Source organism: Endozoicomonas arenosclerae (genome assembly GCF_001562015.1).
GTDB lineage: Bacteria > Pseudomonadota > Gammaproteobacteria > Pseudomonadales > Endozoicomonadaceae > Endozoicomonas_A > Endozoicomonas_A arenosclerae.
This window is the reverse complement of the sequence record NZ_LASA01000063.1, coordinates 22,014-34,472: the sequence shown is the minus strand read 5'-3', so window position 1 is coordinate 34,472 and position 12,459 is coordinate 22,014. Positions and strand designations below refer to the sequence as shown.

The following is a 12,459-nucleotide window of genomic DNA, read 5'->3' as shown; positions in this document are numbered from 1 at the left end:
AGCATCGTGAAAGAGCTGAAGAAGCATCCCCGAAAAAATAAGGTGCCCATCAAACTGGAATTTACCAAGGCCAGTCTGAGAGCAGCAGTCGAACACCCCTTCAGAATCATTAAGTGTCAATTTGGATTTATAAAAGCCAGGTATCGAGGTTTGAAGAAGAATGACAATAAACTGTCTACTTTATTTGCCCTGGCGAATATTGTTCGACTGGATCAAATGATCCGGGCACAGGGTTAGTCCGCCCTGAAGTCACGAAAGTGGCTAAATATCATACAAATAAGGGGTTGAGACCTCTGATTTCAGTCCTACTTCGAACTCGATTCAAGAAGGGAAGTAAATTAGAGGTTATTCGCAGGTTCCCTAGCCTAAAAACCGTCTCACAATCAACTTTAGTCATTTCAGGGGTTTCACAATGCATTCAAAAATCATTCATTACTGCTGGTTTGGCGGCCCCCTACCTGAACACCAGAAAAAATATATTGAAAGCTGGAAAGCAGCATTTCCAGACTACCAAATTATGAATTGGCATGAAGGCAACTTGCCAGCCCAAGATGAGTATGTAAAACGTGTACTCGCCGCTAAAAAATGGGCATTCTTAGCGGATCATGTTCGACTCTTCGCCTTGTATAACTTCGGAGGTATTTATTTCGACACAGACATCAGGGTAGTCAGAAATTTCGAGCATGAACTAACAAACGAAGTAGATTGCCTGTTTGGCTTCGAATCCAGCGCATCGTCTAACGAACACTACGTAGGAACCGTGTAATTGCTGCACAAAAAAATTCACGACTGATAAAAGACTTTCTTAGTCGATACAACACGCGGCTTGGAAAGATGATGGCTAGAGACGACAGAGTTACAGGCCCCAAAGTTCTTGCCCCACTCCTTGAGGAGCGAGGTTTATGCTCATCTGCAACCCAGACATTGGGTAATATAAGAATTTTGGAAAGAGCTTTCTGAAGAAGAGGTTCAGAGTTGCTATACCATACACGACTGGGATGGTTATTGGAGGACAACCCAAAAGACCTCATTAATTAACAGGTTACATAAAAAAAAGAGAAAGTTAACTGAAAACTTCTTTGCTTATAAACACTAAATCACTTGATATATCTCCCCCCCCCCCAATAAGAAAAAGCCATTCTTTACCCCATGAACTAAAAAGTAGCTAGTTTTTTACAAAAACTGTAAAGTTGCTGTCAATATATAGTGTTGTCATTCAGCAACAAAAACTAAATATTGACAGCTTTGAACACTCGTCTAAAAAAATCCGAAAGGGACTACAAAGCATTCTCACAAATGCTCTCTCTGGCGCAATAGGTCCCTACTCTATCACTCCATATCGGCTACTTCCTTGCTGCTTTCACCGCCAACCTAACCTGCTCAGGAGCTGTCCCACCGATATGGTTACGGGCAGCCACTGAACCCTGCAACGTCAGCACTTCAAACACATCTTCTTTGATGGTGTCAGAGAATACCGTCAGCTCTTCCAGAGTCATTTCTGACAAGTCCTTGTTCTGCTCTATTCCATAGGCCACAGCTTTCCCCACTACTTCGTGAGCATTTCTAAATGGCATACCTTGTCTTACCAGGTAATCAGCCAGATCAGTAGCCGTGCTGAATCCACGACGGGCGGCTTCTTCCATTTTCTCTTTCTTTGACTCGATATGGGGTACCATATCAGCAAACGCACGCAGGCAATCTTTCAGAGTGTCAACGGTATCGAACAGTGGCTCTTTGTCTTCCTGATTATCCTTGTTGTAGGCCAACGGTTGTGACTTCATCAATGTCAGAAGACTGATCAGGTGACCGTTTACTCTGCCGGTTTTACCTCTAACCAGCTCTGGTACGTCAGGATTTTTCTTCTGAGGCATGATGGACGATCCTGTGCAGAAGCGATCAGGCAGATCAATGAAGTTGAACTGAGCAGAAGTCCACAGCACCAACTCTTCCGACATACGCGACAGGTGTGTCATAAGCAGAGCACCCGCAGAACAAAACTCAATAGCAAAATCCCTGTCACTGACAGAATCCAGAGAGTTTCTCGTCGGGCGATCAAAACCCAATGCTTTTGCAGTAAACTCGCGATCTATCGGATAGGTTGTTCCCGCCAGGGCCGCAGCTCCCAATGGAGATACATTAACCCGCTTCCGGCAATCCTCCATACGCTCACTGTCTCTTACCAGCATCTCATACCATGCCATCAGGTGATGACCAAACGTAACAGGCTGTGCCGTTTGCAAGTGAGTGAAGCCAGGCATAATGGTGTCAGCTTCGCGCTCTGCAAGATCCACCAGCCCGGTTTGCAGACGTTTCAGCTCGTCATTAATCAGATCAATTTCTTCCCTGAGCCATAAACGAATATCGGTGGCTACCTGATCATTTCTGGAACGTCCGGTATGAAGCTTCTTACCGGCATCGCCAATCCTGTCAGTCAGTCTTGCTTCAATATTCATATGAATATCTTCAAGCTCCACAGACCAGTCGATCTTGTCGTTTTCTATATCTTCCAGTATGCCTTCAAGACCGCCAACGATAGCAGATAGCTCTTCACTGCTCAGAATTCCTGACTTCTCCAGCATACGAGCGTGAGCTATAGAACCTTCAATATCATGACGATACAAACGACGATCGAAGTCGATCGAGGCAGTAAATCGAGCGACAAATGCATCCACTCCTTCACTGAACCGGCCACCCCATTGCTGATTGCTACTGTCAGACATTTTCTACCTCTTATCTCGTCGGGTTCTGCAGAGTGATTTCCAGTGTCTGCAGACGTCATTATTCTGATTTTTCTAGCCAACCTGTAGATGACAGAAGCTGGCTACGGCATTATAGGGGGAACCGGGTTGTTTTAGATAGCAGACTCACCCCGTAGAATAATTATGCAAAATAACTGAATTTTTATAACAATTCAAACTCTAAAAACAGGACGTCTCCTTTTGCCCTTTAAAGTGACCAACACTCAAGATGAAGATGACTTTTTCCTGCCGGATCTCTGCTCACCCGGCGCGGTCTTTATGCTGGTGCTGGTTTCAGAATTATTTGTACTAATTCAGGTTCTTGCCCTGCCAGGGCCAGGGGACCTCGACTGGAATCGTTTGGCAATGACTTCCATGTTCGTGCAGTGGATTTCCCTGGTGTCAGGGGCGGTTCTATGTCGGCTCAGGCCAGTCCTGAAGGAAAAGAAGCTGCCAGTCATCATCTGCAGTTGTCTGGGTGTTGTGGGAACTATCACCCTGATCTTCACTCTGGCAGCTCAATGGTTTCTGTGGCGTGACGCTTTTATCAATAACTTCCCGGACTGGTCGCAGCTCGTGAGGCATGTCACTGTGGCCCTGATTATTACAGCTATGCTGCTTCGCTACTTCTACGTGCAGCAAGAAGCAAAAAAAGAACAAAAGGCCAGTCATACTGCCCGGTTTGAAGCGCTTCAGGCCCGTATACGTCCTCACTTTCTGTTTAACAGCATGAATATTATTGCCAGCCTTATTCACATTAACCAGGACAAGGCTGAACAGGCAGTGGAAGATTTATCAGACCTTTTTCGCTCCAGCCTTCAGGATCACGGCAACAGCATTGCCCTGAGCCGTGAAATCGAGCTCTGTCAGCGTTATCTGAGAATTGAACAACACAGACTGGGAGACCGTCTGCAAACCCAGTGGAATATTGGCCTGATACCTGAAGACGTTCACATTCCACCCCTGACTTTGCAGCCTATTGTCGAAAATGCGGTTTATCATGGCATCCAGCCATTAGAAAAAGGTGGCACCGTGAGTGTAGATATTGGCAGGAGCAACGATAACATCATTATCAGAGTCCGAAATCCGGTTCAGAGCACCCCCACCAGTTTTGCCAAGGGTGCTCAGGGCAATCAGTTGGCTCTGGAAAATATCCGCTCCAGGCTGCACATGCTGTTCGGTAACCAAGCCAGTGTCGAAGCGCAACTGTTTGAAGGTGAGAGCGGACATACTCAAGAGTTTGAAACATTGATCACTTATCCTTACGGTGGCGATAACCATGAACATACTGATCACCGATGATGAGCCGCTGGCAAGAGATCGCCTGCGCCATCTCCTGGGACGACTGGAGGGTTTTCAGGCCCTGGAGTACGACGCGGGTAATGGTATTGAGGCACTGGAGCTGTGCCGCAAGTATCAGCCTGATATTGTCCTTATGGATATCCGCATGCCAGTCATGGGGGGTCTTGAGGCCGCAGCTCATATCAGCAAACTGGAGCGGCCACCTGCTGTCATTTTCTGCACAGCTTACGACACCCATGCTGTTGAAGCATTTCAGGTACAGGCTGTGGGATACCTGTTAAAGCCAGTAAAAATCGAAGACCTTCAACAGGCTTTGAGCGGAGCAGCCAAAGTCAACCGACTTCAGCTGGCCAGCCTCAGAGACGATTTAGACGATAATTCCCGCAGCCATATTGCCGCTAAAACGCTCAAGGGCATTGAACTGGTCCCACTGGACGATATTTTCTACTTCATGGCTGACAGCAAGTACGTCACGGTCTATCACAAGAACGGCGAAGTTCTGATAGATGACCCCCTGAAAGACCTTGAGTCAGAATTTAATTCCCGATTTGTCAGAATCCACCGGAATGCTCTGGTGGCCAGAAAGGCCATTGAGAGAATGACCCGCGACGAGCAGGGCCATTACTTTATTCAGCTCAGTGGTGTTGAAGAGCCCCTTTCAGTCAGCCGAAGACACGTTCCTCTGATGAAGAAGTTCATGCAATCGCTTTAATTGCACCCCTCAAGAAGTGCTTTTCATTCCAACTCTGGAAAGCACTTCTTCAAAACCCTTCTGAACCAAATCTGTACCTTTGTCCATCAAAGCGTTTTTTCGCAGTAAAAGTTGGTCACACCTACAGACTATCGTATTATCCCAAACACTGAATCTACCAGCCATGAGTGAACCTGTTTCCGGCCGTGTCTTAGTTCGGAGTACATTCCTTCACATGGTTCGCAGCGCAATTCAGCAAATATTGTCGTGTTTACAATTGAAAGCCTACCCATGAAAACCGTCCGTATCGCTACAAGAAAAAGTGCCCTGGCCCTCTGGCAGGCTGAATATGTTAAAGAGCGTCTGGAACACTTCCACCCGGGTATCCAGGTGGAGCTGGTTAAAATGACCAGTAAAGGGGATCGGATTCTGGATGCTCCGCTGGCCAAAATTGGTGGCAAGGGCCTGTTTGTCAAAGAGCTGGAGACCGCCATGCTGGAGAACAGGGCAGACATTGCCGTGCACTCCATGAAGGACGTTCCCATGGAGTTTCCAGAAGGGCTTGAGCTGGCCACCATCTGTCCTCGTGAAAACCCTCTGGATGCTTTCGTTTCCAATACCTATACCCAGCTCGACGAACTCCCTGCGGGAGCTACCGTAGGCACTTCCAGCCTGCGTCGTCAGTGCCAGATATTGGCCAAAAGACCAGACCTCAACATAGAGTTTCTCCGTGGGAATGTTAATACACGCCTGGCCAAGCTTGATGAGGGGCAATACGATGCCATCATCCTTGCTGCAGCTGGACTGATCAGACTGGGTATGGAAGAAAGAATCCAGAGCACACTTCCTGCAGAACTCAGTCTGCCCGCAGCAGGCCAAGGAGCGGTAGGCATAGAGATTCGTTCAGACGATGAAGAGATCAAGCAGCTTCTGGCTCCTCTGCACCATGAAGAAACAGCCACACGAGTGCTGGCAGAAAGAGCCATGAACCGTCGATTGAACGGTGGCTGTCAGGTGCCTATTGGCTGCTACTCAGAACTTCAGGGTGATCAGCTCTATATCAGAGGCCTGGTTGGACAGCCTGACGGCAAGCTGCTGTTAACGGCTGAAGTTCGCTGCCCTGCTTCAGAAGGTGAGAAAGGAGGCGTCCAGCTGGCGGAATCGCTACTGGAACAGGGAGCAGACCGCATTCTTTCTGAGTTGCTGCATTAATGTGAGCCGTGCCATGATTAATAGCCATAACCCGTTGAACAACCTTGGGCCAGACTCCAGGACTGGAGCACTGTCTGGAAGTGGTATGAGGGTTCTGGTTACACGACCAAAGGATCTGGCAGATCCATTGGTCGCCCTGATTCAAAGCCAGGGCGCAGGTGCATGGTCTCTGCCCATGATCCATATCCAGCCGTTGCCAGAGACCCAGGAGCTGAGAAACCGGGTCTTACAGCTGGATCAATACAGTAAAGTCATCGTCATCAGTCAGCATGCAGCCAAGCTGGGCCTGAACCATATAGAGAATTACTGGCCACAGATGCCCTTGAAAATTGACTGGTATGCTGTGGGGTCAAAAACGCTTCGATGGCTCAATGACTATGACATCAACGCTGTTTGCCCTGAGAAACCAGGCGACAGCGAAGCCCTGCTGCAAATGGAAAGCCTGCAGCAATTGAGTGGAGAAAAGGTTCTGATCCTGAAGGGCAAGGGAGGTCGCGAGCTTCTCGAAACCACGCTCAGAGATCGGGGAGCCCAGGTTGACTGCCTTGAGCTCTACGAACGTCAGAAGCCTGATTATCCAGAAAATTGTCTGAACAGACTGATTAAAGAGCACGCTATCAATGTCATACTGACCAGCAGTGGCGAGATTCTGGCCAATACCGCAGGCGACCTGTCATCCGCACTCAAACAACAGTGCAACCTGGTCGTCCCCAGCGAGAGAATTGCCAGAATGCCAGAGGCTCAAGCATTCAAACGGGTTTATACCGCCCAGGGCGCCAATAATCACGCCATGGTTTCGGTACTGAACCTGATCAACAGCGAAGGGTTAACGTGAGCAAGAAAGACCAGAACTCCAGGAAACTCGAGCAAACCGAATCATCAGAGCCAGCCAAGTCGCTGGAGTCCTCTAAAGTGAAGCCCGCTAAAGCTGAGGACTCTAAAAAGACTTCCGCTCGCTCCAACAAACAGCCTCCCAAGTCAGCCTCAAAGTCAGGTCAAAGCCTCTCTTTTCTCGCTCTGCTGATTGCCCTTGCAGCATTGGTACTGAGCGGATACATCGGCTGGCGAGCCTTGCCTGTGGAACAAGCTCAACCCGCCCTGATTACAGGGCAAGAGCAACAGCAAACCCAGATTGCTCGAGTGCAGGCCCGCCTGACTGAAATTAACCGTGAACTGACTCCTATCAAATCCGGACTCACTGAGCAGGAGAGTCGCAGCGAACGCCTGCTTAACCGGACTGACAGCCTGTCAAAAACGATTCAGGAAGTAGCTGGTAGTACTCAGGAAGGCTGGAAACTGGCAGAAGTGGAATACCTGCTCAGACTGGCAAACCAACGCCTGCTCATGACGTCTGACACAAAAGCCGCCAAGGCTTTGCTGAAAAGTGCAGACCAACTGTTGCTGGAACTGGATAACTACAACCTGTTCCCTGTCAGGGAAGCTCTGGCCGAAGACATTGCTTCACTCAACAGTCTGCCCGACTTTGACCAGGAAGGCCTTTATCTGAGACTGGAAGCCCTTACCCGTCAGGTTTACCAGCTGCCTTTGATGGAAAGAGAAGCTATTCAGGAAACCAGTGAAGTCCAAAGTGGAGATTCATCAACTCCAGCAGTCACAACTGACAACAGTAACTGGAAAACCATAGCGGTTTCCATGCTGAAAAACACCTGGGAAAGCTTTGTTGGCCTCTTCCGCTTTACTCCTCATCGTGAACAGTCCATTACATCCTTGCTGTCGCCTGAAGAGAACATTCTGATTCGTCAGAATCTGCAACTGATGCTGGAGCAAGTCAAACTGTCAGTGCTTTCAAGAGATCAGGCTATCTATAACACCAGCCTGAAGCAGGCAGAAAACTGGATTCAACAGTATTTCTCACTGTCCGGCCCACAGGCCACAGCCATGCTGGAAGAGCTGAAGGACCTGGAAAAAATTACCGTTAAGCCCGTCACCACCAATATCAGCCGGGCTCTGGAATTACTGAAATCGCGTCAGCTGACAGAAGCACTGGATAGTGAGAAAGCTTCTGTCCAGCCAATAGTAGAACCTTCTCAAACTGTTCAGGAAGAAGCGCCTCAGCAGAATGAGGAAAACTCTCAGTCAGCAAAACAACCACAGAAAAATAATGAAAGCACCGAGAAACAGGAAAGCAGCCCTGAGCCATTGAACAATCAATCTGAGCCTCAGGGTCAAAGCCAGCCAGCTCCCGCAGGAAACCCTGAAGAGGAGCCTCAGGCATGAAGAGTTTTATTCTCTTTCTGGTGATTCTGGGCATAACCTTTGGTCTGGCCAACGCCATGGTCAGCGACGATGGTTATGTATTGATTGCCTACAAAACCGCTACCTTTGAAAGCACTTTATGGGGCCTGTTCCTGTTGATAGGTCTTGCCATTGGCGCCGTCTGGCTGGTGTGGATCATCCTTAAACTGATTTTTGGGATCACCGGCTTTATTTATCCTCTGACCCCCAGTGCCAAAGAACGACAGGCCCGGAAAATGACTACCCGTGGGTTTGTCGAGTTTACCCAGGGACACTGGAAGAAAGCCGAACGACTTCTGTCTCAGGCTGCCGACTATGGCAACTCACCTCTGCTGAATTATCTTGCAGCTGCCAGAGCCGCTCACGAAAACGGCGACCTTGATGCCTCAGCAGAATACCTGCGCAGGGCAGACCACAAGGAACCCGGAGCAGAACTGGCTATAGGCATTACCCAGGCTCAACTCCAGCTGGCATCAGGCCAGCTTGAACAGGCTCTGGCCACACTGACCAAGTTGCACAAGCAGGTTCCAAGGCATGCCTATGTGCTGAAAATGCTGAAACAAGCTTACAGTCGTCTCCATGACTGGCAGTCACTTGCCGCTTTGCTCCCCAAACTGAAAAAGCAGAAAGTGGTTTCAGATGAAGAGTACCGAAACCTTGAACTTCAGTGTTTCGAAGCCTTATTTAACCAGGCGTTTAATAATGGCCGCAGCTTCACATCGCTTGATCAGAAAATAAAACCCGCTGCTCAAATCTGGAACAGCCTGTCGTCTAACCAGAAGCGTCACTCCGCCATGATTTATCGTTACGGTAAATGCCTGACGGATTTAGGGGCCGAGGAAAAAGCAGAAGCCTTGCTGCGTGACAACTTAAACAAGCATTACAGCAGCGACTTGATCCTGTTGTATGGCAAGATCAAAGGTAAGGACCTTAGCAAACAATTGCACTTTGCCGAGGCTATGCTCAACGAGCGACCTAACGACGCAGACTTACTACTGTCTCTGGGACGTCTTGCTTTACGCAACGAGCTTTGGGGTAAAGCCAAAGAGTACTTTGAAGCCAGTCTCAGACTCAGCAAACGAATCGACACGTATAACGAACTCGGGCGTCTACTGGCTCATATGGAAGATCACGAAGGCAGTTCACTGTTTTTCCAGGAAGGTTTAAGACTGGCTGCCGGCAGCGTTGTCGACCTCCCACTTCCGGGCAGTCATACGCGACGTTAAACCAAAAAATAATTGACCAGAAGCACATAGCCTAGTGCAGCGAAGTTCTAAATCCCATACCGTTCGCACTGAGCCTGTCGAAGTGCATTACCAGCATCCTTCGACAAGCTCAGGATGAACGGACTATGTATGACCATTAATGCTTGGCTGCACTAAATGAAAGTCTGGGCTGTGGCTAAACAGGTAAACAGCAAACCTTTGTTATAAAAAACTATGACTCGATTTTATCTTTTGCCCGGCGCCCTTTGCGGCTTTCTTTCAGTAGCCCTGGGGGCTTTTGGTGCTCATGCTCTGAAGGCACAACTTTCTGAACGCTACATGGATGTCTGGGCGACAGCCACCGATTACCAGTTCTATCACAGCCTGGCTTTGGTACTGGTGGCAGTGCTGGCCATCCAGTTTAAAGATTCTAAAAAGCTCAGATGGAGCGCCAGACTCTTTCTGGCTGGGATCATTCTCTTCTCTGGCAGTCTTTATGTTCTGGCTATTACCGGCGTAGGCTGGCTGGGAGCCATAACCCCTCTGGGTGGAGTTTCCTTGATGCTGGGCTGGTTATTTCTGGCCACCTTTGCCGTAACAGAACTTTCAGACTGAAATACCCTCAGTAGCCCGACCGAGAATAGTGCTTGAGCATAAAATTCAGTAGAGCGTGGCTATTCTCAGTCAGACTCCCAGGTAAAACCGACGAATTGCTATTTTCAAATGCACTGTCAGTCGGTATCGTACGACCCGTTTTTCAATTCAGATGATATGCCTTCATGAGTGACTCTGTTATCGACGACACCGTTGAACATCGTCGAGAAATCAAAAGTTTTGTCCTGCGTGCAGGTCGAATGACCACAGGTCAGCGTCGTGGCTGGGAAGAGTGCTGGGAAAAGTGGGGTCTGCAAAAAGACGATGGCCCATTAAATATCAGCGAAGCCTTTGGCCGGGAAGCACCTGTTGTTCTGGAAATTGGCTACGGCATGGGCTTGTCTCTTGTAGCGATGGCTGAAGCCGAGAGCGACAAAAACTTTATCGGTATTGAAGTACACCGCCCGGGTGTTGGCAGCCTGCTGAATGAAGCCCAAATCGCTGGCATTAATAACCTGCGTACTTACTGCGATGACGCGGTTGAAGTCCTCAGAGACTGTATTGCCGATGGCAGCTTGTCCAGAGTCCAGATTTACTTTCCTGACCCCTGGCATAAGAAGCGTCACCACAAGCGTCGTCTGATTCAGCCCAAATTCATTGAAGCGATCAAACCCAAGCTGGCAGTGGGTGGCGTCATTCACCTGGCTACAGACTGGGAAAACTATGCAGAGCAGATGATGGAAGTGATGTCTGCAGCAGAGGGATTCAAGAATCAGGAAGGTGAAGGTCAGTACTCACCAAGACCGGATTTCAGACCTCTGACCAAATTTGAAAAACGTGGTCACAGACTGGGTCATGGTGTGTGGGATTTACTGTTTGAAAGAACTGAGTAAGCCCTCTACCCCAGCTTTACACGAGCAAGGCTGATCAACAGACTTCCTTGCTCGTTCAACGCCCCAACTTTTCGGCCAGCATCCCCACACACAGTCCAATAACCAGTAACACCGGTGCCAGGGTAAAGTTATTAAAATACCCCAGCAGATTTCCCAGCCAGTGGGGAACAAAGTAAAAAACAGCGCCAAACACAGCCAGATTCACCACAGCCCTTGCAGGAATTCTGAGCACCGCATGAAGACGGTTGAGCCAGCTGCTGCTCCAGGAAGCAACAAATCGCCCTGAAAACACAACAGCCACCGCTGTTAAAGCCATAGCGATGAGATCCAGGTGATCCCGTGCCAGCTTTGACAGAAAAATGATCCCGTCTGTAATCCACTCCATAGGTGCTCCTTACCGTGAAGGCCCCGCTCTCGCTAATGGCTGTTCAGGAGAAAATCTCCAACAAGTTATTCAGGAACAGTCGCCCCTGTTTCGTTGGCTGCAAACGATCCGGTTCCAACAAGCCTTTCTGGATAGCTTCTTTGCATTGAGACTCAATATCAGAAATGGCCATTCCGGTTCTTTCTGCAAACAAAGAGCGCTCTACGCCATCATTCAAGCGTAAAACATTCATCATAAACTCAATCGGCAGATCATTCCCACTCAGTACCCTGCTACCCGCCTCATAAGGCTTGTCATTGGAAAGATAGTCAGAAGGCATGCGGGTTTTCCAGTTTCGATAAATCCTGCCTGTTTCTCTTTCTGTAATCTTGCCGTGGGCACCGGCTCCGATACCGATATAGTCACCAAACTTCCAATAGTTCAGATTGTGTTTTGCCTGCTTGCCTGGGCTGCTGTAGGCAGATATTTCATACTGTTTGAAGCCTCCCGCTTCCAGTAGGTCCCAGCCTTCTTCCTGAATCGACCAGAGCGTATCGTCCTCTGGCAGGATAGGTGTTTTTGAATAGAACACCGTATTGGGCTCAATGGTCAGCTGATACCAGGAAATGTGGGTAGGCTGCAATGCGATGGCTTTCTTCAAATCTGAAAGGCCATCCTGAATACTCTGACCCGGCAATCCATGCATCAGGTCAATGTTGAAGTTGTCAAAGCCCATTCCTCTCAAAGACTCAATCGCCTTGAAAGCTTCTTCAGAGTTGTGAATACGGCCAAGAGCCTTGAGTTTTTCATCCTGAAAACTCTGCACCCCTAACGACAACCGGTTAATACCCGCTTTGCGATAATCCCTGAAGCGGTCATGTTCATAGGTGCCGGGGTTCGCTTCCATGGTGATTTCAATATCAGAGGAAAAGCGAATTCTTTTTTGCAGCTCACTGAGAAAACGGTCAAACCCTTTAGCAGACATCAAGCTGGGAGTACCGCCGCCAAAGAAAATGGTATGAAGCTCTCTGCCCTGAACAGTATTCACTTCACTGTCAAAGTCCTCCAGGAGGGCATCAACATAGGCTTCTTCGGGAATACCACCACTGAGTGCATGGGAGTTGAAATCACAGTAAGGACACTTTTTAACGCACCAGGGAATGTGCACATAAAGACTCAATGGCGGGAGTGGGAGCATATAAAC

13 protein-coding genes are annotated in these 12,459 nt (G+C 48.7%); 10 read left to right on the top strand and 3 right to left on the bottom strand.

The features are described 5' to 3' along the window. Positions 1-237, top strand: a 237-nt coding sequence (locus WG89_RS09015) for a transposase (protein ID WP_153301497.1), incomplete at its 5' end; no start/stop codon positions are given. Positions 238-412: 175 nt separating this feature from the next. Beyond that, positions 413-766, top strand: a complete 354-nt coding sequence (locus WG89_RS09010; protein ID WP_062264489.1) for a glycosyltransferase family 32 protein — start codon at positions 413-415, stop codon at positions 764-766. Between the two features lie 577 nt (positions 767-1,343). Here the strand turns inward: WG89_RS09010 and argH are convergent. Then, positions 1,344-2,720, bottom strand: a complete 1,377-nt coding sequence (gene argH, locus WG89_RS09005; RefSeq protein WP_062264486.1) for an argininosuccinate lyase — start codon at positions 2,718-2,720, stop codon at positions 1,344-1,346. A gap of 219 nt (positions 2,721-2,939) precedes the next feature. On the opposite strand from argH, the gene WG89_RS09000 reads away from it, so the two are divergent. From WG89_RS09000 to trmB, 8 genes are all read left to right on the top strand, one after another. Then, entirely contained in the window at positions 2,940-4,040 is a 1,101-nt protein-coding gene (locus WG89_RS09000) for a sensor histidine kinase (RefSeq protein ID WP_062264482.1), read from the top strand. Then, on the top strand, positions 4,018-4,752 hold the full coding sequence (locus WG89_RS08995; protein ID WP_062264478.1) for a LytR/AlgR family response regulator transcription factor: 735 nt from the start codon (positions 4,018-4,020) through the stop codon (positions 4,750-4,752). Before WG89_RS09000 ends, WG89_RS08995 begins: the two co-directional genes overlap by 23 nt. 270 nt (positions 4,753-5,022) lie before the next feature. Continuing rightward, positions 5,023-5,943, top strand: a complete 921-nt coding sequence (gene hemC, locus WG89_RS08990) for a hydroxymethylbilane synthase (RefSeq protein WP_062264474.1) — start codon at positions 5,023-5,025, stop codon at positions 5,941-5,943. A gap of 13 nt (positions 5,944-5,956) precedes the next feature. Continuing rightward, positions 5,957-6,778: a uroporphyrinogen-III synthase gene (locus tag WG89_RS08985; protein ID WP_153301496.1), complete on the top strand. Its 822-nt coding sequence runs from the start codon at positions 5,957-5,959 to the stop codon at positions 6,776-6,778. After that, positions 6,775-8,181: a uroporphyrinogen-III C-methyltransferase gene (locus WG89_RS08980; protein ID WP_062264467.1), complete on the top strand. Its 1,407-nt coding sequence runs from the start codon at positions 6,775-6,777 to the stop codon at positions 8,179-8,181. Before WG89_RS08985 ends, WG89_RS08980 begins: the two co-directional genes overlap by 4 nt. Then, entirely contained in the window at positions 8,178-9,425 is a 1,248-nt protein-coding gene (locus WG89_RS08975; protein ID WP_062264464.1) for a heme biosynthesis HemY N-terminal domain-containing protein, read from the top strand. Before WG89_RS08980 ends, WG89_RS08975 begins: the two co-directional genes overlap by 4 nt. A gap of 213 nt (positions 9,426-9,638) precedes the next feature. Then, a complete protein-coding gene (locus tag WG89_RS08970; protein ID WP_062264461.1) occupies positions 9,639-10,019 on the top strand; it encodes a DUF423 domain-containing protein in 381 nt (126 codons plus the stop codon). A gap of 164 nt (positions 10,020-10,183) precedes the next feature. Beyond that, positions 10,184-10,891 (top strand): tRNA (guanosine(46)-N7)-methyltransferase TrmB, encoded by a 708-nt coding sequence (gene trmB, locus WG89_RS08965; protein ID WP_062264458.1) that lies wholly within the window; start codon positions 10,184-10,186, stop codon positions 10,889-10,891. Positions 10,892-10,946: 55 nt separating this feature from the next. Here trmB and WG89_RS08960 read toward each other — a convergent pair whose 3' ends face one another. Further along, a complete protein-coding gene (locus WG89_RS08960) occupies positions 10,947-11,276 on the bottom strand; it encodes a DUF3392 family protein (protein WP_062264455.1) in 330 nt (109 codons plus the stop codon). A 43-nt stretch (positions 11,277-11,319) separates the two neighbouring features. After that, positions 11,320-12,453: a radical SAM family heme chaperone HemW gene (gene hemW, locus WG89_RS08955; protein WP_062264452.1), complete on the bottom strand. Its 1,134-nt coding sequence runs from the start codon at positions 12,451-12,453 to the stop codon at positions 11,320-11,322. Positions 12,454-12,459 lie beyond the last annotated feature (6 nt).